This is a genomic window from Mesorhizobium sp. STM 4661, assembly GCF_000359125.1.
Lineage (GTDB): Bacteria > Pseudomonadota > Alphaproteobacteria > Rhizobiales > Rhizobiaceae > Mesorhizobium.
Genome location: NZ_CAAF010000082.1, coordinates 159,128 through 182,028, shown reverse-complemented (window position 1 = coordinate 182,028; position 22,901 = coordinate 159,128). Strand labels below are relative to the sequence as shown.

Below are 22,901 nucleotides of genomic sequence, written 5' to 3'. Positions count from 1 at the left end.
GCGGGCCGAAGCCCGAAGGCCTTGCCTGCCGTTCCTCGATGCAAAGTCACGCTATTAGCCCCCTTGGTACCTGTCAACTGGTAGAGACAGCGGACCAGTTGATTTTTTGTCCGGTTCAAAGCGAGAGTCCCAGTTGATGGGCTTCGGCGATGTTGCTTTCGAGCAGTCGCGGAGCCACTGCGTCTCCGACCCGGCTTATCTTCACGCCGGTGAGCAGAGGCGAGGCCCGGCACCGATGGTAAAGGTCTTCGCGCGAACGGCGGCCGATGATGGCGACGACGGCGTCGAAGTCCTCGACAAGAATGTCGTCGCCGGCGACGAGCAGATAGCGTCCGAAGCCTTGCGTGCCGGCACCGCTGAACACCGGCTGAAGCGTGACGCGCCCGGGCGCGATTTTCTTCAGCGCCAGTCCGGGCCGGATCGAAATGTTCTTGATGGCGGCGCGCCGATAGAACAACGTGCGCGTCCCGCTTTCAATGTCGCCGCCGACCATCATATCCGGCGTCACCATCTCGACGCCGCATCCACTGTCCGCCAGATATTCGGCGGTGCCGGCGCCCTCCCAGTGGCCATTGTTGTCGATGACAAGGACCTTGCCCGAGAGGCTAACCGCTCCGGACATGACCGCGTCGCCGGAATGGACGAAGGGCAGGTCCAGTCCCGGAATCTCCGGGCGGACCTGACGGCCCAGTTCCAGCGCCTCGGATCGTTGCTCGCTGGAGCGGCCGGCGCCATCGGGCAGGTTCGGTTCGGAGCCGGTGGCGACAACGATGTGGTCGGCGTTCTCGCCCGCAAGCAGTTCCGGCGTCGCATCGATGCCCAACCTGATCGGGACGCCGAGATGACGCACCATCGCCTCGAGATGCTCGGCGACGCCGGCGACCAACTGGTGCTCGGGCTGTCGCGCGGCGAGCCTTATTTGTCCGCCGAGCAAGGTCCATCGCTCCAGCAAGGTCACGTCGTGGCCGCGCCGCGCCGCGATCTCCGCTGTCTTCAACCCGGCCGGGCCGCCGCCGACGATGATGATTTTCCGGCGCTTCGGTGCTTTGGCGAACACGGTATCGTCGATCTGGCGTTCACGTCCGGCGGCCGGATTGTGGATGCAGCGAATGCCCTTCTCCTGGCCGACCTGGTAGATGCAGGCATCGTTGCAGGCAATGCACGGCCGCACCAGATGGGCGTCGCCGCGCCTGAGTTTTTCGGGCGTCTCGGGGTCGGCGACCAACTGCCGCGCGAAACCGATGAGATCGGCGTCGCCGGCCTCCAGCATCTCTTCCGCCAGGCGCGGCGGCGCGATGCGGCCGAAAGCCACGACCGGCAGCTTGCTCTGCTTCTTCAGCGCAGCGTTCAGCCCGCGAAAGCTCCCCGCCGTGACGGCGGCCGGCGGGATCTCCATCCAGTAACTGGAGAAGGAGCCGGCATCGGCATTCAAATAGTCGACGCAGCCGGTGCGCTCGATATGGTCGGCCATCCTCAACCCGTAATCGAGCCCGTAGCCGAATGTGGTGAATTCATCGAGGCAGATGCGGACGCCGACAGGAAAATCATCCGATGTCGCGCGCTTGATCGCCTCCAGCACCTCGACGGTGAAACGCATGCGATTTTCGAACGAACCGCCATAGCCGTCCGTGCGCCGGTTGAAGAAAGGCGAGGCGAAGGAACGCAGCAATCCGTCATGCGCGACCTTGATCTCGACGCCGTCGAAGCCGCCGTCCAGCGCGTTGCGCGCGCTCGCGGCAAAGCCCGCGATGGTCGCCTCGATGTCCTCGACATCCATCGCCTTGGTGGAAAAATGGCTCGATGGTTCGGGCATCTGCGAGGGTGCCCATAACAGATGCGGCGGGCGCTCCAGCGAGGTGTGCCCGCCATGTGTCAACTGGCCGAAGATCCTTGTGCCATGCGCGTGCACGCTTGCGGTGAGCTGCCGGTAGAACGGGATCACCGTTGGGTCCCAGGCGCTGACGAAGCGCCGCGACATCTTTCCGGTCGGATGCACGGCCTGGCTCTCGAAGACGATCAGCGCCGTGCCGCCACGGGCGCGGGCTTCATGATAGGCGATGTGGTCGTCCGAGCCCATGCCGTCGAGATTGCCGAGTGCCGTGAAATGCGGCTGGAACACGATGCGGTTCTTCAGCGCCACGTCGCGGATGCGGAACGGGCTGAACAAGCGGCGAAAGGCAGGCGCTGGTTCGGCCGGCTTCACGGCTGCGGCAGTCAAGTTTTTATCTCCATTCGCATTCCCGATGCAGCCGAGACGGCGATCGCGTCGAGCACTCGCAGATTGTCGACCCCATCCCGCGCCGGGTAGGGGACCGGGCGCCCGGACAGCACCGCGCCAGCAAAGGCTTCGACCATCAGGCGGTATTGATCGACCGGTTCAAACCGGGTCTCGACGCGATGTCCATCGGCATCGACGACGATAACGAGCCCTTCCGCGGCGCGGCTTCCCATGCCGGGGATGAAGGCGCGGGGCACCTCGATCGTGCCCTTGGTGCCGATGATCTGGTAGGTGCCTTGCCCGTTCGCCTTGAAGGATGACGAGACGGAGGCACTGCGACCGTCGGAAAACAGGAGCAGTGCCGAGGCGGCAAGATCGACGCCGCTCGTCCTGTCGAGATCAAGATCGCCCATCACGGCAACCGGCTCTTCGCCGAAGATGCGCCGCACGACGTTCACCGCATAGCAGCCCATGTCGAGCAGCGAGCCGCCGCCAAGCGCCTTGTCGAAACGCACATTGCCGCTCGCGGCGGCCTGCATGATGTCGACGGAAAGGTGTGCCCGCACCTCGCGGACCGTGCCGATCGCGCCGCCGGCGACCAGTTCCAGCGCCCGCGCATTCTGCGGATGGAAGCGGTACATGAAGCCTTCCATCAGCGGGATGCCCTTCGCCGCGAAGCGATCGACGACGCGCCGTGCATCCTTCGCGGTCAGGGCGAGCGGCTTTTCGCACAGCACCGGCTTGCCGGCGTCGGCCGCCGCCAGGGACCATTCGACATGCAGGCCGTTGGGAAGCGGAATGTAGACCGCGTCGACGTCCGGCGAGGCGATCAACTCGGCGTAGCCGCGGAAAGTATTGGCGATGCCGAACGAAGCGGCGAAGTCGGCGGTGCGGCGCGGATCGCGCCCGGCCACCGCGACAACGCGACCGTTCGTCGACGCCTGTATCGCGGGCACGACCTGCGAACGCGCAATATCTGCCGTGCCCAGCACACCCCAGCGGAGCCCTGACGCCAAATTCTCCTCCCTAGCAGCATCTCGAGTGCATTCGAGTTCTTGATGTTAATCGATTACGTATCCAGAAAGCCGCAGTGGCCGGTCTTTGTCAAGCGCAGGAAGGATTGCGAAAAGTCAGCAGGATTGCCGCAATACGGCTCAGTATGTTGAATTATTTGAGGTTTTAATGAGCCGCCGGCGCTATGACGACAGAGAGCAACCTAAGTGCCGCGGATTGACAGGTTTGGCAAAAATAGACAATCGTTTACCTGACCGGCGATCTCTGGGAGGAGACGGATGAAATACGCATTCAACAGCTGGGCCTATGGCAGCTTTCCAAGCTGGCTTCCCTCTTATGAGCTCGATGAGGTGGTACGGCGTCTGGCGCGTATCGGTTATGACGGCATCGAGATCGGCTGCGCCGCGCCGCATGCCTGGCCCGCGTATCTCGGTGCGGCAAGGCGGCGCGAATTGAAACGGCTTATGGATGGCGAGGGCTTGCCGGCGGTCAGCCTGCTGCCCGCGCCGGGCGGCGGGCCGGGCCACAATCCGGCCTCGCCGCTCAAGGAGGAGCGCGAAGCGACGGTCCATCATTATGGCGAGGTGGTCGACCTCGCCGCCGATCTCGGCGCCAGGCTCGTCCTCTACATTGCCGGCTGGCAGGTCTTCGGGACGACGCTTGCCGAGGCATTCGACCGCAGCCGCGACTGCCTGGCGAGGATTGCGAAGCATGCAGCGGACAAAGGCGTCACCATCGTTGTCGAGCCGACCGCCGCCGACAGCAATCTCATCGACACGCCGCATCAGGCGCTCGAGCTGATGCGGGCGAGCGGCGCACCGAATGTGAAGACGATGTTCGACACTTTTCACGCGCTTTACCGTGACGATGTCTCCGCCGACCATGTCCGTATTCTGGGTGGGGATCTCGTCCATGTCCATTTCGCCGACACCGATCGCGGCGCTCCCGGCGACGGCGCCGTCGACTGGCTGAGCGTCATGCAGGCGCTGAGGGATATCGGCTTCTCGGGCCATCTCACCATGGAGATCGGCTTTGCCAGCCGCAAGGCCGATCCCGATGCGATGGCGCGCCGGGCGCTTGCTTATTTGAAGGGGTTGGAGAAGCAGCTGGCGTGACGGCTGTCATATTATCAGGCCCGAAAGCGACATCGGTTTCGGGGGAGTATCGCTGCCCAGATAGGCCCCGCTCAGTTGGTCAAGGCCGCGGCGCCGATGCGGCCGATGTCGCCGTCCTGCTCGTCGCTTTCGCCGCTGACACCGATCGCGCCGATGATCTCTTCACCGGACTTCAGCAGCACGCCACCGTCGAGCGGAATGCCGTTGGGGATGCAAAGCAGCGCATAGCGGCCCTGGCCTTCCACGACATCCTGGAAGGCCTTGGTCGGGCGCTTGAACAGCACGGCCGTGCGGGCTTTCAGCGTGGCGATCTCGACGCTGCCGACCTGCGCGCCGTCATCGCGATGGAGAAGCATCAGATGGCCGCCATCGTCGACGATGGCGATAACGAGCTTGAGCTTGTCCTTCCTTGCCGCCGCCTCGCAGGCCGCCGCCACCGCTTTCGCTGCTTCGATGGTGAGTGCCGTCTTTGTCGTGAGCATATCGATTTTCCTCTTCAATATAGCGAAACCTGGAGTGTCTTCAGCCAGCGCAATCCCTCGTCGGTGCCGGCGCGTGGCCGGTATTCGCAGCCGACCCAGCCGGTGTAGCCGAGCCGAGCCAGCGCGGCGAATATGGCGCCATAGGCGATCTCGCCCTCGTCCGGCTCGGCGCGGCTTGGAACGGCGGCGATCTGCACATGGCCGATCATCGGCAAGTGACGTTCGAGGCGTTTGAGGATGTCGCCTTCGCTGACGCCGACATGATAGACGTCGAACATGATCCTGATGTTGGGCGCGCCGACGCGGCCGATCAATGCCGCTGCTTCCGCGATCGTCGAGTAAAAATATCCCGGTTTGTCGCGCTGGTTGATCGGTTCCAGAAGCAGGGTCAGATCCGGGGCAACATCCGCCGCGAAAGCGAGATTGCGCTCGAGGACTTGCGTGGCTTCCGGCTTGGCCGTCGGCTCGACGACACCGGCCATGACATGGATCGAAGAAGCGCCGCTCAGGCGCGCATAGTCCGCGGCTTGATGGAGACTTTTCGCGAAATCGGCCTGCCGGCCCTGCAGCGCGCCAAGGCCGAAATCGCCCTTGGCCGCATCGCCGACAGGCGTGTTGATGCCAAGCAGTTCCACGCCGTGCTTTTCACAAGCTTGCTTCATAAGCCCGGCCGGAACGTCGTAGGGCCAATGCAGTTCAACCGCCCTGAAGCCCGCCGATGCGGCGGCGGCGATGCGGTCCAGCAAGGGCCGGTCGGTCCAGAGGAAACCGAGGTTCGCGGAAAATTTCGGCATGGTCACTTCAGCTTGAAATGCTGGTTGAGTTCGGCGATGGCGCCGGCGTCGAGATGGCGGACGCTCATGCCTCGCAGGATGATGGCAAGCTTCGCCGCTTCCTCGAGCTCCTCGATGGCGAACACCGCCGCATCGAGCGAGGCGCCAGCGACCACGGGCCCATGGTTCTCCAGGAGAACGGCGGGATGGCGCGCCGCCAGCGCGTCGATCAGTGGCTTGACCGCTTCGGAACCGGGGCGCGTATAGGGCACCACCGGCACCTGTCCCACACGCATCACGACATAGGGCGTGATTGGTGGGATGGCGTCGGCCGGATCGACGTCCAGGAGACAGGATAGTGCGGTCGCATAGGTCGAATGAAGATGAACCACGGCGCGCGCCGTGGATCGCTGGTCGTAAAAGCCGAAATGCAGCGGCAGTTCCTTGGTCGGCGCATCGCCCGAGACAAGCTTGCCCGAAGCGTCGAGTTTCGACAGCCTGTCCGCATCGAGGAAGCCGAGGCAGGAATTGGTCGGCGTGAACAGAAACCCGTCGTCGAGCTTCACCGACATGTTGCCGGACGAGCCTGCGGTGAGGCCGCGCTCGAACAACGACTTGCCCCATTTGACCAGATTATCGCGGATTGCCTGTTCGCTCATCGTGTACCGATCCTTTGCACCGCCTTCTCGAAGAAATCATTCGCACCGAAATTACCGCTCTTGAGCGCGAGGCCGAGCGGGCCGCCGCGATCGGCCAGCAACGCCGGCACACCCGGGTCGATCTCTTCGCCAATTTGCAGACTGCTCACACCGAGCGCTTCGACCACGGCCCCGGATGTCTCGCCGCCGCCGACCACCACGCGGCGCACTCCGCCGTCGACGAGCCGGCGCACGAGCGTGGCGAAGAAAAGCTCAATGGTCTCCGCCACCTCGGCGCGCCCGTAACGCGCCTGGGCGCCGGAAACAGCGCCGGCGTCGGCCGTCGAATAGATGATCGGCACCTGCTTTTGTTGCCAGAACCAATCGACGGCCTGGTCGACCGTCATGCTTCCATCCATCAGTGTGGCCGGATCAAGCGCAAGGCCGGGATGGGCGGCGCGATAGGTGGCGACCTGCGCCTGTGAAGCCTTCGAACAGGAGCCGCACAACACCACCGCCGGCCCCGAGGCGCCCGCGGACGCGTGCGCAGTCCGGGAGAGCCTACCGGCCTTGCGGAAATTCTCCGGCAGCCCCATCGCGATGCCGGAGCCGCCGGTCACCAGCCGGTGGCCGGCCAGCGCCTGGCCGAGCAGCCGAAGGTCATCTTCCGCGACCGCATCGGCGACAACTAGCCGCCGCCCTTGCGCCTGTTGTTCGGCGAAAGCCTGGCCGATCGCCGACACTCCGCCACGGATCGTATTCAACGGCACCAGTCCCACGTCGCCGCGGGTTTGCAGCCGAAGCCAGCGGCGGATATCGGCATCGGTCATCGGTGTCAGCGGATGGTTCTCCATGCCGGATTCGTTCAACAGCCGGTCGCCTACGAACAGATGGCCCATGAACAGGCGGCGCCCGGTTGCGGGAAAGGCGGGACAGACGACCGCCACGTCCGCTCCGAGAAGGTCGAGCAGGGCTTCGGCAACCGGGCCAATATTGCCTTTCGGCGTGGAATCGAATGTCGAACAGTATTTGAAGACGATCTGCTCGCAGCCCTGGGCAAGTAGCCAGCGCGCGGCCTCGAGCGACTGGCGCACCGCCTCTTCGGCGGCGATGGACCTTGTCTTCAAGGCGACAACGCCTGCCTCGCAACCGGACGGCGCCGGACCGGCCGCGGTGCCGACGAACTGCGTCGCCGCCATGCCACCCTTGGCCAGGGTGTTGGCGAGATCGCTCGCACCGGTGAAATCGTCGGCGATGCCCCCCAGCAGCATGGTCGGCCCTAACGCGGCAAGGCGTTGCCGAGCTCATCCTCGATATGGACGCGGATGATCTCGTCGAAATTCTGCTCGGCCTTGAAGCCGAGCTCGGCGGCGCGCTGGGCGCTGAAATTTTGCGGCCAGCCGGCAATGATGCCGGCAATCGTCGGGTTTGCTTCCCGGCGGATAAGGCTTGCCGCGCCATCGCCCGCAACGCGGCGCAAGGCTTCGATCTGTTCGCCGACCGTCGCCGACAGGCCAGGCATGGTGATCGTGCGCCGGGCACCCAGCCGCGCGGTGTCGAGTTCGGCCGCGCGCAGCATGAAACCGACAGCGGCGCGCGGGCTGGCGAACCAGTGACGCACGGTCTCGCTGACCGGCAGCACCGCTTCCTGCCCAACCAGCGGCTCCCGAAGGATGCTGGAGAAGAAGCCGGAAGCGGCCATGTTCGGTTTGCCGGGGCGGATCGAGATCGTCGGCAGCCTTATGCCGACGCCGTCGAGAAAGCCGCGGCGGGAATAGTCGGCCAGAAGCAGTTCGCACATCGCCTTCTGCGTGCCGTAGCTGGTCAGCGGTGTCAGGCAATGGGAGTCGTCGATGATATCGGGCAGCGGTTCGCCGAAAACGACGATGGACGAGGTGAAGACGACGCGCGGACAATAGGGTGCATCGGACCCGGCCTTGCGAATGGCCTCGAACAGTGTCCGCGTTCCGTCGAGATTGACGCGATAGCCCTTCTCGAAATCGGCCTCGGCCTCGCCGGAAACGATTGCCGCCAGGTGAAAGACCACGTCCGGCCGGGAGGCGACGAGCGTCTCGGCGATTCCTGGCTCCGAGAGATCGACGGCCACCGTCTCGACCTCGCCATCGAAGCGCGGCGCAACCGGGGCGACGATATCGGCCAGCGTCATGCGCTCGATCCGTCTCCCGCGAAGCTCGCCCTTGTCGATCATCGCGGCGACGAGCTTTCGGCCGAGCATTCCGGCCGCGCCGATTACGACGATGTTCATGCTATGCGGGCTCCTTTTCATTGCCCCAGGACGCGGGGGCAGGCTTGAACCCGGCGCCATCGGCGTCGACCGCCAGGCTGGTGTCGTGGATGCGCAGGATATGTTCCGAGAACGCCGCCGACACCGCTTCCGGATTTCGCATCTTCAAGGCCCTGACGATGAAGCGGTGATCCTCGAGGCTCTTCTCGATCGCGCCCGGCTTGCCCATCGCGATACGGCGGTGGTCGAGCATGTAGGTGTAGAGATCGACCACGAAGTCGGCCAGAAGCCGGTTCTCCGAAGCATAGTAGATGGTCAGGTGAAACTCGCGATCGCAGATCAGGAAGCGCACCGGGTCGTTGCAGGCCTGTTCCTGCACCAGGATCGATTCCTCAAGGCGCTTGATGTCCTCGGTGCTGAGGTGCTTGGCCGCGTCGGCGACGACAGCGGTTTCGACCAGCAGCCGGGCCGCGTGCACGGCGTCGAGGCTGTAGCCGTTGATGGAGGTCGGATTGGTCACGCCTATTCGCTGCCCGCCGACGTCGACATTGACGTTGGCGATACGCGTACGGGCGCCTTGCGAGACCTGGACGATGCCTTCGCCCGCGAGCCTCTGGACGGCACCGCGCACCGTTTCCCGGCTGACCATCAGCATTGAGGCCAGTTCCCGCTCGCTTGGCAGCTCGTCTCCAACCTGCAGGATGCCGGACGCGATCAGCGACACGATCTTGTCGCGGATCATCTCTTTCGCGGTCTGCTTATGGATCGCTTCATGCAGGGGAGAAAGGGGAACCGGCATCATGGTCACCGACAACTGGACTGTTAAGTAGTCCAGTTAAACCATTCTCCTGACGCTGTCACGCTAAAACTGAAACACGGACCTGGACGGTTGAATCGGCGCGGGTGGCTCTATGGACCGGCTGAATGTGGCCTACCCCGCCGTCGTTGAAACGTCACATGTGCTGACCCATATAGGTGTTGTGTCGGATGTCTCCTCCCATTTGCATCCGATGCGTTCCCCTCTGGAGGTTTTAAACCTTCATGCTTGGCCGGACTTAACAGTCCGGCCTTTTTCTATTGGTCCCCTGAATTTGTGCAGGCTAATCCGCCCAGCAGTTGGGGCTTTGGCGAAGCTGATTTCTCCGCCAGCGGAGCGTAACGATCCGCGTGTCACAGTTGCTTCGGAATTGGTACGCTGCGGAGAATGGGAGAATTAATCTCCGCACATCGCGCGGAGATTAATTCAAACGCTTCACCGGTGCTGGGTGACGCGGAAGAGAAAATCATAGAATCGCGGGTCTTCCGCCCAGGCGATGTTGATCCGTATTCCGGCCGCTGCCGTCTGTTTTCCTGGCGCGAAAACGCTGCCTGGGGCGATGAAGATGCCTTCGCGCGCGCCTTGGCGGGCCAGTTCGATATCGTCGACATGCGGCGGCAGTTCGAGATAGACATAGTATCCGCCCGTCGGCGCGGCGAACAGCTTCAGTCCGCCTTTCAGCAGGCGGGGAACGACCATCTCGGTGGCCTGGCGCACACGCTGTCCAAGCCGCTTAAGGTGCCGTCGGTAGTGGCCTTCGTTGATCAGTCCGAGGATCAGCCGCTCGATATGTCCGGAACTGTTGACCGTGGTCAGCATCTTCAACTCAGCCAGCGAGGCAATGAGGTCGGGACGCGCGGCGATATAGCCGCAGCGCAGGCTGGCCGACAGCGTCTTGGCAAAGGTGCGCACGCAGATAACGTTCCGCAACTGGTCGAGGGGCGCCAGACCCACGCCACGCACCGTCGGCAGATCGACGAACGGATCGTCCTCGACCACCAGCATGTCGCAGCGCGCGGCGATCGTCAGGATCGAATGCGCTGTCGGCAGGTTGGTCGAACTGCCGGTTGGATTGTGCGCAAGCGATTGCGTGAAGAACAGTTTCGGACGCTCGCGCTCGGCCTTGCCGGCAAGATCCTCGAGGTCCGGGCCGGTCTGCGTTCGCTTCACGCCGACCATGCGGATCTGCGCCAGCTTCAGCTTGGCGAACAGCGGGTAGTAGCCGGGGTCGTCGACCAGCACCGTGTCGCCGGCGACGAGAAAGCGGCGGATGATCAGATCCAACGCATGGTTGGCGCCGAAGGTCAGCAGGATCTGTTCCGGGCTCGCCCGCACCTCGCGTTCCATCAGGTCGAAGGCCAGCCGCTCGCGCAGCGCCGGCAGGCCCATCGCCGAACCATAGCCGTCGCTGCTGTATCGCTGGTGCCGGCCGAGCAGCCCGAGATGGCGGCGCACTTCCGATTCCTCCATCCATGAGGCGGGCGGGCGCCCGTCGCCGACGCGGATCGAAAAGCTCTCCTCCAGTTGCGCATTGAGCAGCGAGGCGATGTCGACCGCCTCCGCGACATGGCGCGGACGTTCGCTCGGCGTCTGCCGACGGCGTTCGGCGACCGTGAAGCCGGCGCCGGGCCGGGAAAGCGCGATCCCCGCCGAGACAAGCCGGTCATAGGCGTCGACGATGGTGTTCTTGGAAACGTCGAATTGCCCGGCGGCCTTGCGAATGGACGGAAGCTTGGCGCCGACGGTGAGGGAGCCGGCCTCGACACGCCTTCTGATCTCTGCCGCCACGGCCTCGGCGCGCGTCATCTCCGACATCCTCCGATGGGCTGCGTGCCCGAAAATGAACTGGTACAGTTTGCTGCTGTTTCCTGAAACTGTACCTTGATAGATGGTATCAGTTAAACGATAGCTGCCTCAACGACAAGCATTCGCAGGGAGGCGATGGTGATGGGGGCTGTCCAGGACAGCGGCGTCGAGCCGCGGCTGAATTCCCGCATCGAGAAATTCCGCGACCTGTCGCCGGCCGATCGCCTGACGACGGTCGGCGACGCGGCGCGCCTCTCGCAAGCGGATCGCGATGCCCTGCGCGGCGGCGTCCTGCCGCTCGATCTCGCCAACGGCATGATCGAGAATGTGGTCGGCACCTTCGAGATTCCGCTCGGCGTCGCCACCAATTTCACCATCAACGGTCGCGATTACCTCATCCCGATGGCGGTGGAAGAGCCATCGGTGGTCGCCGCCGCCTCCTATATGGCGCGCATCGCGCGTGGATGCGGCGGCTTCGAGACATCGAGCACCGCACCCATCATGCGGGCACAGGTCCAGATACTCGGCCTGTCCGATCCGCATGGCGCGCGCGCCAGGCTGCTGTCCGCCCGCGACCAGATCATCGCCGCCGCCAATGAGAAGGACCAGGTGCTGATCGGGCTCGGCGGCGGCTGCCGCGAGATCGAGGTGCAGGTGTTCGAAGACACTGCCGTCGGGCCGATGGTGGTGCTGCATCTGCTCGTCGACGTGCGCGACGCGATGGGCGCCAACACGGTCAACACCATGGCCGAAGCGGTCGCGCCGATGATCGAACGCATTTCCGGCGGCACCGTCAGGCTGCGCATCCTCTCCAACCTGGCCGACCTCAGGCTGGCGCGGGCAAGGGTACGGCTGACGCCAAAGGCATTGGCGACAAAGGAGTTCACCGGCGAGCGCATGGCGGAGAGCATCGTCGAGGCCTGCGCGCTGGCGATCGTCGATCCCTACCGGGCGGCCACGCACAACAAGGGCATCATGAACGGCATCGACCCGGTCGTGGTCGCGACCGGCAATGATTGGCGGGCTATCGAGGCCGGCGCCCATGCCTGGGCAGCGCGCAGCGGCCGCTATACGTCGTTGAGCCGCTGGGAGATCGACGCCGCCGGCAATCTCATGGGGACGCTGGAAATGCCGATGGCGCTGGGCATGGTCGGCGGCGCCACCAAGACGCACCCGGCCGCGCGCGCGGCGCTGAAACTGCTCGGCGTGACCAGCGCGCAGGAGCTTGCCGAGGTTACCGTCGCGGTCGGACTGGCGCAGAACATGGCGGCGCTCAGGGCGCTGGCCACCGAGGGCATCCAGCGCGGGCATATGGCGCTGCATGCCCGCAATATCGCCATCGTGGCGGGCGCGAGCGGCGCGGACATCGATACGGTGGCAAGGGAACTTGCGGCTGACCACGATGTGCGCGTCGATCGCGCTCGGGAAATCCTTCTCAGACTTGCCAAAGAGAAGGCCTAAGCGGTGAGCGAGGCGGCTGCACAGGGAAATCAGGCACGGCTTTCCAGCCTGCTCAACAGCCAGGAAGGCATCGTGCTGGTGCTGGCGGTGCTGGCCTTCGTGCTGTTCTCGTTGCTGCTGCCGTCCTTCTTCAGCCCGGGCAACATCCTCGCCTTGATCAGGAGCGTCTCGATCCTCGGCATCCTGGCGCTCGGCATGGCCCTGGTCGTCATCGCCAGGGGCATCGACGTCTCGATGATCGCGACGATGGTGGTGTCGGTGTCCTGGGCCTTCGTCATCGCCCGCTCGGGCTACTCGCTGGAATTCGCGCTGCTGGTCGGCGCGCTGTTCGCGGTAAGCGCCGGCATGCTGATCGGGGTGCTGATCGCCTTCGGCGAGGTGGCGCCGATCTTCGCGACGCTTGCCGCGGGCTCCGTCATCTACGGCCTTGGCCGAACCTTCTTCTTCACGCTGGAGATGCAGAATGTGCCGCCGGGCGCCGGATGGTTTTCGCTCATCGGCCAGGGCCGCATCCTCGGCGTTCCGGTGACGGTGGTGATCTTTGCCATGCTTTGCCTGGCGCTGCACCTTGTGCTCAGCCGCACGTGGTTCGGCTGGCAGACCTATGCCATGGGCAACAATCCGGGCGCGGCCAGGATCACCGGCATTTCCAACCGGCCGATGATCGTTGCGCAATATGCGATCAGCGCGCTGATCGCCTACGGCGCCGGGTTGGTGCTTGCCTCGTCGGCCTCGGCGATCAACGCCCGGCTTTTCAATTCGACGATGATTTACGACATCCTTTTGGTCGTCGTTTTGGGCGGCATCGGCCTGAACGGCGGCCATGGCAAGGTCCGCAACGTCATTCTGGGCACGATCTTCGTCGGCATCCTGCTCAACGGCATGACGATCATGAACATCGCCTACACGATCCAGAACCTCGTCAAGGGCGTGGTCCTGCTTCTGGCCATCGTCATCGATTCGCTCGTCAATCCGCGTGACGAGCAGACATCCCAACAGGGGGATCTCTGACACTAATTTCAACGCCAAAATGCAATGGGAGGAAACCATGCGACTTCTGAAAACGACAAAATGGCTGGCCGCGGCCTGCATCGCGCTTGCCGGTATCGTCACCGCCAGCGCTCAGGACAAGGGCCTGGAAAATCCGCGCTCGACGACGTTCCACAAGACGCTGGAAGGCAAGAAGGTCGTCTTCCTGCCGCTGTCGATGGGCTTCGACCTGACCGAAGGCTGGGCGGCGGTGATGCGCCAGCAGGCCAAGCGCCTCAAATATGATTTCGAGATCCGCGATCCCGCCTGGAGCACCGATGCGGGAACCCGCGCGCTGCAATCGCTGATCAGCGAGAAGCCGGACCTGATCGTCGCGCATAATCCCGACATCCAGTCCTATGCCCGCCTGCTCGCGCAGGCGCAGGCCGCCGGCATCAAGGTGGTGCAGATCAACCTGGAATCGAACACGCAGACCGATTCCTATGTCGGCGCCGACTGGACCGAGATCGGCGAACAGGCGGCGCAGGCCGTGGTCGACAAATGCAGCCCCGGCAAGGGCGCCTCGACCAAGGTCGCCATCGACACCGGCGTGCCGACGGCGGCATCCGACGTATTCCAACTCGACGGCATCTATCGCGTGCTGAACCAGCATCCCGACATCCAGGTCGTTTCGCAGCAGGCCACCGAATACAATCCGGAAAAGGCACGCTCGATCATGGAAACCGTGCTGCAGCAGCATCCGGATCTTTGCGGCGCCATCGGCATCTGGGACAATCAGGACACCGGCACGGCGTCGGCGATCCAGCAGGCCGGCAAGGGCGACCAGGTCTTTCTCGTCACCAGCGGGGGCGGCAACAAGGTCGGCTGCGAAAATGTCGAGAAGGGCCTGTTCAATCTCTACATCAGCTACAACGTGCCGCAGCAGGGCGAAATCCTGAATGCGGAGATTGCACGGCTGCTGCTTTCGGACGCCACCGCCGGTGAAGCGAAGACGCTCTACTTCAACCCGCTGACACAGATCACCAAGGCCAACGTCAACCAGCGCAATTGCTGGACGCTGGATGATCTGAAGTAAGGGCATCCCACGCATGGCCACCAGCGAAGCGCTTCTGCGGCTGCGGTACCGGCTTTTGCCCGACCGCCTGTTCGGCGAGTTGCTGACCAAGAGCTGGATCGACAACGTCATTCCCGCATTGGCGCTGGTGGTCACGATCCTCGTCATGATTTGGATCGTTCCCGGCTATCTCACGGTCGCCAATCTCACCGATCTCGCCCGCCAGGTGTCGGAATTCGGCCTGATCGCATTGGCGCTCACCATCGTCATCCTGTCGGGCGGCATCGACCTTTCGGTCGGTTCGATGTTCGCCCTGTGCGTGCTGGCCGCCCTGGTGTCGATGAACGTGCTCGGCCTGCCGGTCGGCGTGGCGCTGGTCGCCACGCTTGCCACGGGTCTCGCCTGCGGGCTGCTCAACGGGGTTCTGATCGGCTACCTCAGGCTGCGCGCCTTCATCACCACGCTGGTGACGCTGGTCATCTACCGGGCGCTCTACGACATCATCTTTCCCCGGCTTGCCAGCGCGATCGTCGGTTCGATGCCGGTCTCCCCGACATGGGACCTGATCGGCTTCGGCTCTTTCTATGGTCTGCCCGTTTCCTTCGTCATCTTCGCCATCATCGCCGTCGGCGTGCATATCGTCCTGTCGCGGCTGAGGCCGGGATGGCGGTTGCGCGCCGTCGGTGGCGCGCGCCGCTCCGCCTACAATGCCGGCATCAACGTCAAGCTGACCGTCTGCCTCGCCTATGTGGCATCGGGCCTGCTGACCGCGATCGCCGCCTTTCTCTTTTCCGCCCGGCTCGGCAGCACCGGCGCCGACACCGGCATCGGGCTGGAGATTTCCGTGCTGACCGCCGTGGTGCTTGGCGGCGTTTCGCTGGGTGGCGGCCGCGGTTCGGTCGGCAATGCGGTGATCGGCTCCATCCTGGTGCTGATCCTGACCAGCGGGCTTATCCGCCTGTCGATGCCGGGCTCGGTCAACCAATTGATCCTCGGCCTGGTGTTGATCGCCGCCGTGCTGTTCGATGCAAAATGGGTGAAGAACCGCGGCAAGCTGTTGAGCAAGGTCTATGTCTCGCCGACCTATCTGAAGCTGCCGAATTTGACACCGCCGACCGGAACCGACGTGCTTGCCGTCAATGACAGGCTTGGCGCGGCGGAGCTCATCGGGCTCGGCGCGGTCGAGGGTCCCGAAGACGTCGTGCTCGACCGCGACGACAATCTCTATACCGGCACGCGGCACGGCACGATCGTCCGCTTCCTGGCGCCCGATTATGCGCGGAGCGAGGTCTTCGCCCGCATCGGCGGTCATCCGCTGGGTCTCGCCTTTGCGCCGAACGGCGATCTTCTCACCTGCGTCGGCGGCATGGGCGTCTATCGCGTCTCGCCGGACGGAAAGGTGGCGAAGGTCACCGACGAAACCAACCGCAGCCTGCTGTCGGTGATCGACGATTCGCGCCTGCGGCTTCCCGACGACCTCGACATCGCGCCGGATGGACGCATCTTCTTCAGCGAGGCGACGATCCGCTACGAGATGTCGGAATGGGCGGTCGATGCGCTGGAGGGCAGGGGCAACGGCCGGCTGATCTGCCACGATCCCAGGACCGGCTCCACCCGCACCATGCTGCGCGGCCTGATCTTCCCCAACGGCGTCACCATTTGCCGCGACGGCCAGTCGCTGCTCTTTGCCGAGACATGGGCGTGCCGCATCAGCCGCTACTGGTTCGACGGACCTGACAAGGGCAAGCATGAAATATTCCGCGACAATCTGCCGGGCTACCCGGACAATCTCAACCGCGGGTCGGACGGCACCTACTGGGTCGCGCTGCTCGGCACGCGCACCAAAACCTTCGATCTCGCCATGCGCAAGCCGGGTTTTCGCCGCCGCATGGCCAAGCGTATCGCCGCCGATGAATGGCTGTTCCCCAACATCAATCGCGGCTGCGTGCTGCGTGTGTCGGAAACCGGCGAGATCGTGGATGCGCTCTGGGACGAGGCCGGCGAGAACCATCCCTCGATCACCTCGACCTGCGAGCACAAGGGCTGGCTCTATCTGGGCGGCGTCTCCAACAACCGCATTGGCCGTGTCCGCATCGCCGGCGCCGATCCGCAATGGACGGCGCATGACGACTATTGGGGGAAGCGCTGATGGCGGGGCTCGGCGCATTCGTCCGCCGGCTGTTTTCGGCTGATGATGCCGGCATCAGCGTGCCGGCCATGGACGGCGTCTTCAAGCCGGACAACCGGCTGGAAGAGGCGGAGCGGCTGCTGTTGCTTCCGGCGATCGACAATCTTGTCTCGTCGCCGGCCGGACTGCTGTGCAGCAGCGGCAAGACTCTTTTCCAGCTTGATTCTGGCGGCGCCAGCGTTTCGACTGTCGCGATAGCGGAGTTCGCGGCGCCGATCAGCTTTGTCGCATCGGCGCTCGACGGCAGCCTTGCCGTCGGCATCGAGGGTGAGGGCGTGCGGATCGGGCAGCCGGGCGCCTCGAAGCGCATCGACCTGCCAGGCGATATGGCGTCCTGCCTGACCGCCGGGGTCTTTGCGGCGGATGGCTCGCTTTACGTGTGTGTTGGCTCGCGCAAGCACCCGGCGCGCGACTGGAAGCGCGACCTGATCGAAGGCGGCAGCAGCGGCATGGTCCTCGCCATCGATCCGGCCAACGGCTCCCATCGCGAACTTGCAGCCGGACTGGCATTTCCCAACGGCGCGGTCATGCTCGGCAATGGCCATCTGGCGGTCAGCGAAAGCTGGCGCCACCGCGTCGTCGTCATCGATCCGAAATCCCCGCACAAGGTGGCGATCCTGGAGGATCTGCCGGCCTATCCGTCGCGCCTGTCGCCCGCCTCCGGCGGCGGTTTCTGGATGGCGCTGTTTGCGCCGCGCCGCCAGCTTTTCGAACTGGTGCTGCGCGAGGACGATTATCGTCGCGAGATGATGGCGACGATCGATCCCGCCGAATGGATCGGACCGGAACTCGCCGGGTCGGCCCGGCCGGACCAGCCTTTGAGCCAGGGCTCGGTCCGGCAGATGGGCGTGCTGAAACCCTGGGCGCCGTCACGCTCCTACGGCCTCGTCGCGCGCTGCTACGACAGCGGCCTGCCCAGGGAAAGCTGGCACAGCCGCGCCGACGGCGGCATGCACGGCATCACTTCCGTCTGCGAGCATGACGGCAGAGTCTACGCCGCCTCGCGCGGCTCCGGCACGCTGCTGCGCTTGCCCGGCGCGACATCCGGCGGAAGCCCGGCATGACTGAAATCGTCCAGTTCCGAAAGGCCACCAAGGCTTTCGCCGGCAACGCGGCGGTGCGCGACGTCGATTTCACGCTGCGGCAAGGCGAGGTCCATGCGCTGCTCGGCGAGAACGGCGCGGGTAAGTCGACGCTGACCAAGGTGCTGGCCGGCCTTTATCCGCTGACCTCCGGCGAGATGCTGATCGACGGCAAGCCGGTCAGCTTTTCGTCGCCGGCCGATGCCATGAAGCACGGCATCGCCATGGTGTTCCAGGAAACCAATCTCATCCCGTCGATGAATGTCGCCCAGAACATCTTCCTGGGCGAGGAGCGCTTCTTCAACCGGCTGCGCGGCGTCAACATCAAGGCGCAGCAGCACTTGCAGCGGCTGAACTTCCATGTCGAGCCGACGGCGCTGGTGTCGACGCTCGGCGCGGCCAAAAAGCAGATGGTCGAGATCGCCCGCGCGGTCCACCACAAGGCCCGCATCTTCATCTTCGACGAGCCGACGGCGACGCTGACGCCGGAGGAAAAACAGCACTTCTTCGCCCTCGTCGAGCGCCTGAAAGGCGAGGGGGCCTCCGTCATCTTCATTTCGCATGCGCTGGAAGAGGTGCTGTCGATCGCCGACCGCATCAGCGTGCTGCGCGACGGCGCGCTGATCGCCACCGACGAGGCCCGAAATTTCACCCGCGAGAGAATCGTCCAGGCGATGGTTGGCCGGCAACTGACCGATGCGCTCTACGGCGATGCTGCCGCAAAGCGTGTCGCGCGGCGTCCGGGCGACAAGGTCCTGGCACTCGAAAACGTCTCGATGGGCAAGGCGGTGCGCAGCGCCACGCTGTCGGTTTTTGCCGGCCAGGTGACCGGGCTGTTCGGCCTGGTCGGCGCCGGCCGCACCGAAATGATGAAGATAGCGGCGGGTGTGCTGAAACGAGATTTCTTCCATGGCGGCCGCATCACGTTGCGCGGCGAGGCGGTGCGCTTCCGCGTGCCGCGGCAGGCCGTGCGGCGCGGCGTCGCCTACATCACCGAGGACCGCAAGCTCGACGGCCTGTTCGACACGATGGGCATCGCCCAGAACGTGTTCCTCGGCAAGCTGGCCAAGGGCTCCAACCCGGTCTCGGTGATCGGCCTCGGTGAAGCGCGCCGGCAATCGGCCGAATGGATCGAGACGATGAAGGTCCGCTCGATCGGCGCCAATGTGCGCGTGGTCGAGCTTTCCGGCGGCAACCAGCAGAAAGTGGTCATCGCCAAATCGCTGATCCAGGCACCGTCGCTGATCATCTTCGACGAGCCGACGCGCGGCGTCGATGTCGGCGCCATCGCCGAGATCCACCGGATCATCGAGCGGCTTGCCGATGCGGGCGCGGCCGTCGTCGTCATCTCATCCTATCTGCCCGAAATCCTCAATCTGTCTGACCGCATCCTGGTGGCGCGCCAAGGCCGCATCGTCGAGGAGATGACCATCGACGAGGCTTCCGAAGAAAAGATCATGTATGCGGCCGTCCATTGAACCGCCCGGCAGGGACCGGCAGGCCACGATCGTCGAGGTCGGCCCGCGCGACGGGCTGCAGAACGAAAAGCGGCTGGTCTCGACCGGCGGGAAGCTGCGCCTGATCGGCATGCTGGCCGATTGCGGCTTTGCCCGCATCGAGGCGACGGCTTTCGTCTCGCCGAGATGGGTGCCGCAGATGGCCGACCATGATGCGGTCATGCGGGGCGCGACGCGGCGTCCGGGTCTCGTGCTGTCCGCCCTGGTGCCCAACGAGCAAGGTGCCCGCGCCGCGATCGCGGCCGGCGCGCGGGAACTCGCGGTCTTCACCAGCGCCTCCGAGACGTTTTCGCAACGAAACACCAACTGTACCATCGAGGAGGGGCTCGCCCGTTTCGTGCCGGTGCTGACGTTGGCCGCCGAACATGCCTTGCCGGTGCGGGGCTATGTTTCCTGCGCCGTCGACTGTCCCTATGAAGGCCCGGTCGAACCCGGCGCGACCGCGAAAATCGTCGCCCGGCTGCGCGATCTCGGCTGCGCCGAAATCGCCGTCGCCGACACGATCGGCAAGGCGACGCCAGAGCGTGTGCATGCCATGGTGGAGGCGGCCCTCGAGGAAGCGGAGGCTGCGCGGCTCGCAGGCCATTTCCACGATACCAGCGGCCTGGCGCTCGCCAATGTCGATGCCGCCTGGGAGCTCGGGCTCAGGGTCTTCGATTCCGCCGCCGGTGGCCTGGGTGGCTGCCCCTATGCACCCGGTGCCGCCGGCAATCTTCGCAGCGGCGCGCTGGTGGAGCACTTCGCGTCGAGAGGGATCGCGACCGGGGTCGATCGCGCGCTGCTGGCCGAGATAGAAAACCAGCTCGCTGAAGGCGCGTTTTTCAGCGAGCCGTGAGCGTTCGAAGATCTTGATGTCCTGGTCAAGAGGCCCCCACTGGGAGCGCTTCCGCCGAACGTCTAAGCACCGACGAGCGGCAGCTGACTCAATAGCCGCCGCGTCTCGATCGCGTCCCAGGAAATGTATTCCGTGATGGCCAGCCCCACCATTTGACACACTCCCGAGACGTCTTGAAGCAAACTGATGACCTGCTCTGGTTCGAGCCGGCCTCGCGGCACACCGTCCAGGAATCCAGTTTTCGCGTTGGGCTTGTTGAAGAGGATCGGTCGAAACGATGGGCGCGAGATCGACCAGGCAATCGCCGCCGATCGTAAGCACGCGGTCGGGTCGGTGTCTTTCTATAGCCACGCGCGCCGCACGTGCCTGCTTCAACAGTGGTGCCTTCGCGAGAATGCCGTCTTCGATCTTCAGCGTTCCTTTCCCGGCCAAGGGAATCGCAACCGTTTCTTCCGGACCGTCCGTCGGCGGCAGGAGCCACGACAGCATCTGGGAACCAAGATGATATTCCGCCAGGTTTCCGCCCTGCCACTGGGGCATATGCAGTCTGAGTCGAAGGTGCATGAGCCATGGAACATCTCCCGCAAGCAGCATCTCGGTATCAGATACCCGCGCTGGAGGACACCACAGGTCTGACTCGGATCCGCAACTACCTGCTGATCCATATTGAGCAGATCAAAGTGCTTATGGAGCGGCCGGCGACACCCTGCGATAGGGGCCACCAGCATGGTTGATGCCTCAAAGCGCAAGGTTGTTCGGGTCCACGTCCCTGCTCGATCGCGCAGCATCCTCACCTGATAAGGATCAGGCAGCTTGAGCTGCTGCCGGCCATAAGGAGGCGGTCGAACTTACCTGAGAATGTCCCTCAGCGACATGTATCCGCCCCATGCACTGAGCCCGAGGAACATCGAAAGCAGCATTGCGATACCGATCCTTTGGCCCGTGGAGGTCGAACGTTGCCAGCCCTCGACACATATCCACGTCCCGTATGTTGCGATCAATACGCACCCGAAGAAGAGCCCCACAAAGACGCTCTTCGGATAGACGGGACGCAACAAAAGGCTCGCGATCACAATCGCGTAAGATGTGATAGCCATCGGCGAGAAATGAGGTCTCATCAATCACGACTAGCACGCACCAATTGCAGTCGAGTTAAGGCTGGAAATGTCGACCGAGGACACTCAGCCAGCGACACATGAGAAGTGGGCGCATGCCAATTTGGTCAGCGTGATCGCCTTCACGGAAGCAGTCTTCCAGATCGCTAAAATGATGGACGCTGCACAACTCCCGATGGGCTAGCAGCAGGAGGACAGACAATGACGATGCGTCCAATAACCTGGGCAATAAACGCAGCGCGCCGCATCGCGGCGGCGCGCGGGCTCGATCCGTTCGACGGCGAAGCCTTCGCCCGCTCGCTCGCGCCCCGCATTCTTGAGATCGCGCATGCAATCATGCAGATTGAGCCGCGCCGTGGTCCGCGCGAGATAGCGCTGCATCAGTTGCGCGAGGTGACAGGCCGCCACGCTGCCGAAATCCCCGATGTTGTGTTGTCGGAAGACACCGTCGTCGCCGCCGTGCGGCTGCTCCGTTGGGCGCAGGAAGGTCCAAGCCTAGCCGCCGACAATTCCAAGCCGGAGCGCACGTTGCTGCGCAACATGCGGATGACCGTCTTTCTTGCCGATGGCTGCGCAAAAGAGTGGGATAGGGTTGTTGAGATAGACGGCCATCCCACTCGACATGACGGCCGCAGATGACACGCATGGGCTGGGGGCCTTTGGCCCCCGCGGCCCATAAGGATTTCTTGGATCGCGCGCCTTGAAGCCGATCTTGTCGTCTCGCCACCGATCAGCGCTGTGCAGCTTCATCCGGGGAGCAATCGCCGCTTACAGGCAAATCCTCATCTATCTCTCGGAACCCTTCTCGCCGATTGAGATCGAGATCAAAGGCCGCCTCGCGGCACTGCTCGGCGAGGGCGTTGAATCCCGCCGGCAGGCCGAAAGTTGGCTATAGGGATTGGTAGCGGGAGGGCGCTACCGCCTTTCCCCCCACTCGTCGAACTGCCGGTTCCGGCTTCGCTGCTGCGGCTGAGCGAAGAGAGTCGAAGGCGCTGGGCGTCTTCCTGGCCTCGTCGCAGGCGTTGTTGTTGAGCGCCCTGTGGCTTGATCAAAGCGTTACCCTTGCTCCGGTCAGTTGTGATCATCAAGCGCAAGGCGAAGATCGGTCAGAATCCCGTACCGCGCGTACGGGAAGATCGCGGCCCGCGGCGCTGGACGAACCCTTCCTGGCGAATATAGAGTCACCCTCGATGAAACCGTACTTTCGGAGCGGCACCGCAACACTCTCATTTGACATATCTGAGGATATTCTCGATGTGGAAGATAATTGGCAGGCTTCGGATATCGAGCCGCACTTGGGAAATAATTCTCCAGGGAATGAGAAGCCCGAGAGGGTCCGTATATTACCGCAGTATCTGGCGGTGATATGCCCAGGCGGCGCCCGATCAGTTTCGCCGCCGCCCATATTTCAAATGGTATTATGGCTGGATCGGCGTAACCGATCAGATTTCCGTTGTCCTCCATCGGCAAGAATGTGACCGTCACGACCTCGATGGGTAAGGATAGTTGTTCCGGCCAGGTCTTTTCGCGTGAGGGCCGAGGGAATGCTTG

At 64.0% G+C, this 22,901-nt stretch carries 19 protein-coding genes; 10 read left to right on the top strand and 9 right to left on the bottom strand.

Annotated features, from left to right (window positions below; translation table 11 throughout):
- Positions 1–115: 115 nt before the first annotated feature.
- Complete coding sequence (locus MESS4_RS28290) at positions 116–2,218, bottom strand: FAD-dependent oxidoreductase (protein WP_006338759.1); 2,103 nt, start codon at positions 2,216–2,218, stop codon at positions 116–118.
- Positions 2,215–3,234 (bottom strand): Gfo/Idh/MocA family oxidoreductase, encoded by a 1,020-nt coding sequence (locus MESS4_RS28285; RefSeq protein ID WP_006338756.1) that lies wholly within the window; start codon positions 3,232–3,234, stop codon positions 2,215–2,217. Before MESS4_RS28285 ends, MESS4_RS28290 begins: the two co-directional genes overlap by 4 nt.
- A gap of 276 nt (positions 3,235–3,510) precedes the next feature.
- Between MESS4_RS28285 and MESS4_RS28280 the strand changes: the two genes are divergently transcribed.
- On the top strand, positions 3,511–4,347 hold the full coding sequence (locus MESS4_RS28280) for a sugar phosphate isomerase/epimerase family protein (RefSeq protein ID WP_006338746.1): 837 nt from the start codon (positions 3,511–3,513) through the stop codon (positions 4,345–4,347).
- Positions 4,348–4,418: 71 nt separating this feature from the next.
- On the opposite strand, the gene MESS4_RS28275 is transcribed toward MESS4_RS28280, so the two are convergent.
- The 7 genes from MESS4_RS28275 to MESS4_RS28245 form a co-directional block, all read right to left on the bottom strand.
- Positions 4,419–4,829, bottom strand: a complete 411-nt coding sequence (locus MESS4_RS28275; protein WP_036242464.1) for a heme-binding protein — start codon at positions 4,827–4,829, stop codon at positions 4,419–4,421.
- 14 nt (positions 4,830–4,843) lie between these two features.
- Positions 4,844–5,623 (bottom strand): TIM barrel protein, encoded by a 780-nt coding sequence (locus MESS4_RS28270; RefSeq protein ID WP_006338743.1) that lies wholly within the window; start codon positions 5,621–5,623, stop codon positions 4,844–4,846.
- Between the two features lie 2 nt (positions 5,624–5,625).
- Entirely contained in the window at positions 5,626–6,261 is a 636-nt protein-coding gene (locus MESS4_RS28265) for an aldolase (RefSeq protein WP_006338742.1), read from the bottom strand.
- A complete protein-coding gene (otnK, locus tag MESS4_RS28260) occupies positions 6,258–7,511 on the bottom strand; it encodes a 3-oxo-tetronate kinase (protein ID WP_006338741.1) in 1,254 nt (417 codons plus the stop codon). The genes MESS4_RS28265 and otnK overlap by 4 nt, the downstream gene beginning before the upstream one ends.
- Before the next feature lie 8 nt (positions 7,512–7,519).
- Positions 7,520–8,506 carry a D-erythronate dehydrogenase gene (denD, locus tag MESS4_RS28255; RefSeq protein ID WP_006338739.1) on the bottom strand — a complete coding sequence of 329 codons (987 nt, stop codon included), beginning with the start codon at positions 8,504–8,506 and terminating at the stop codon, positions 7,520–7,522.
- A gap of 1 nt (position 8,507) precedes the next feature.
- Positions 8,508–9,284, bottom strand: coding sequence for an FCD domain-containing protein (locus tag MESS4_RS28250; RefSeq protein WP_348259963.1), 777 nt, complete (start codon positions 9,282–9,284; stop codon positions 8,508–8,510).
- Positions 9,285–9,737: 453 nt separating this feature from the next.
- The gene (locus MESS4_RS28245; RefSeq protein ID WP_006338733.1) at positions 9,738–11,108 is read right to left on the bottom strand and encodes a PLP-dependent aminotransferase family protein; all 1,371 of its coding nucleotides are present in this window, start codon (positions 11,106–11,108) and stop codon (positions 9,738–9,740) included.
- 141 nt (positions 11,109–11,249) lie between these two features.
- Between MESS4_RS28245 and MESS4_RS28240 the strand changes: the two genes are divergently transcribed.
- From MESS4_RS28240 to MESS4_RS28190, 9 genes are all read left to right on the top strand, one after another.
- On the top strand, positions 11,250–12,569 hold the full coding sequence (locus tag MESS4_RS28240) for a hydroxymethylglutaryl-CoA reductase, degradative (RefSeq protein WP_006338732.1): 1,320 nt from the start codon (positions 11,250–11,252) through the stop codon (positions 12,567–12,569).
- 3 nt (positions 12,570–12,572) lie between these two features.
- Complete coding sequence (locus MESS4_RS28235) at positions 12,573–13,580, top strand: ABC transporter permease (protein ID WP_006338726.1); 1,008 nt, start codon at positions 12,573–12,575, stop codon at positions 13,578–13,580.
- A 37-nt stretch (positions 13,581–13,617) separates the two neighbouring features.
- Positions 13,618–14,634: a sugar ABC transporter substrate-binding protein gene (locus MESS4_RS28230; RefSeq protein WP_006338720.1), complete on the top strand. Its 1,017-nt coding sequence runs from the start codon at positions 13,618–13,620 to the stop codon at positions 14,632–14,634.
- A gap of 13 nt (positions 14,635–14,647) precedes the next feature.
- On the top strand, positions 14,648–16,762 hold the full coding sequence (locus MESS4_RS28225; protein WP_006338719.1) for an SMP-30/gluconolactonase/LRE family protein: 2,115 nt from the start codon (positions 14,648–14,650) through the stop codon (positions 16,760–16,762).
- The gene (locus MESS4_RS28220) at positions 16,762–17,865 is read left to right on the top strand and encodes a hypothetical protein (protein WP_006338718.1); all 1,104 of its coding nucleotides are present in this window, start codon (positions 16,762–16,764) and stop codon (positions 17,863–17,865) included. The genes MESS4_RS28225 and MESS4_RS28220 overlap by 1 nt, the downstream gene beginning before the upstream one ends.
- Positions 17,862–19,361 carry a sugar ABC transporter ATP-binding protein gene (locus MESS4_RS28215; protein ID WP_006338717.1) on the top strand — a complete coding sequence of 500 codons (1,500 nt, stop codon included), beginning with the start codon at positions 17,862–17,864 and terminating at the stop codon, positions 19,359–19,361. The genes MESS4_RS28220 and MESS4_RS28215 overlap by 4 nt, the downstream gene beginning before the upstream one ends.
- Entirely contained in the window at positions 19,345–20,235 is an 891-nt protein-coding gene (locus MESS4_RS28210) for a hydroxymethylglutaryl-CoA lyase (RefSeq protein WP_006338716.1), read from the top strand. Before MESS4_RS28215 ends, MESS4_RS28210 begins: the two co-directional genes overlap by 17 nt.
- A 1,316-nt stretch (positions 20,236–21,551) precedes the next feature.
- Positions 21,552–21,989: a hypothetical protein gene (locus MESS4_RS28195; protein WP_006338710.1), complete on the top strand. Its 438-nt coding sequence runs from the start codon at positions 21,552–21,554 to the stop codon at positions 21,987–21,989.
- A gap of 61 nt (positions 21,990–22,050) precedes the next feature.
- Positions 22,051–22,245, top strand: a complete 195-nt coding sequence (locus MESS4_RS28190; RefSeq protein WP_006338709.1) for a hypothetical protein — start codon at positions 22,051–22,053, stop codon at positions 22,243–22,245.
- The last annotated feature ends 656 nt before the right edge of the window (positions 22,246–22,901 follow it).

Excerpts from the sequence above, each read along its gene's own strand:
- MESS4_RS28280 (WP_006338746.1), top strand. The coding sequence starts at position 3,511 with ATGAAATACGCATTCAACAGCTGGGCCTATGGCAGCTTTCCAAGCTGG.
- MESS4_RS28275 (WP_036242464.1), bottom strand. The coding sequence starts at position 4,829 with ATGCTCACGACAAAGACGGCACTCACCATCGAAGCAGCGAAAGCGGTG.
- MESS4_RS28270 (WP_006338743.1), bottom strand. The coding sequence starts at position 5,623 with ATGCCGAAATTTTCCGCGAACCTCGGTTTCCTCTGGACCGACCGGCCC.
- MESS4_RS28265 (WP_006338742.1), bottom strand. The coding sequence starts at position 6,261 with ATGAGCGAACAGGCAATCCGCGATAATCTGGTCAAATGGGGCAAGTCG.
- otnK (WP_006338741.1), bottom strand. The coding sequence starts at position 7,511 with ATGCTGCTGGGGGGCATCGCCGACGATTTCACCGGTGCGAGCGATCTC.
- denD (WP_006338739.1), bottom strand. The coding sequence starts at position 8,506 with ATGAACATCGTCGTAATCGGCGCGGCCGGAATGCTCGGCCGAAAGCTC.
- MESS4_RS28250 (WP_348259963.1), bottom strand. The coding sequence starts at position 9,284 with ATGCCGGTTCCCCTTTCTCCCCTGCATGAAGCGATCCATAAGCAGACC.
- MESS4_RS28245 (WP_006338733.1), bottom strand. The coding sequence starts at position 11,108 with ATGACGCGCGCCGAGGCCGTGGCGGCAGAGATCAGAAGGCGTGTCGAG.
- MESS4_RS28240 (WP_006338732.1), top strand. The coding sequence starts at position 11,250 with ATGGGGGCTGTCCAGGACAGCGGCGTCGAGCCGCGGCTGAATTCCCGC.
- MESS4_RS28230 (WP_006338720.1), top strand. The coding sequence starts at position 13,618 with ATGCGACTTCTGAAAACGACAAAATGGCTGGCCGCGGCCTGCATCGCG.
- MESS4_RS28225 (WP_006338719.1), top strand. The coding sequence starts at position 14,648 with ATGGCCACCAGCGAAGCGCTTCTGCGGCTGCGGTACCGGCTTTTGCCC.
- MESS4_RS28220 (WP_006338718.1), top strand. The coding sequence starts at position 16,762 with ATGGCGGGGCTCGGCGCATTCGTCCGCCGGCTGTTTTCGGCTGATGAT.
- MESS4_RS28215 (WP_006338717.1), top strand. The coding sequence starts at position 17,862 with ATGACTGAAATCGTCCAGTTCCGAAAGGCCACCAAGGCTTTCGCCGGC.
- MESS4_RS28210 (WP_006338716.1), top strand. The coding sequence starts at position 19,345 with ATGCGGCCGTCCATTGAACCGCCCGGCAGGGACCGGCAGGCCACGATC.
- MESS4_RS28195 (WP_006338710.1), top strand. The coding sequence starts at position 21,552 with ATGACGATGCGTCCAATAACCTGGGCAATAAACGCAGCGCGCCGCATC.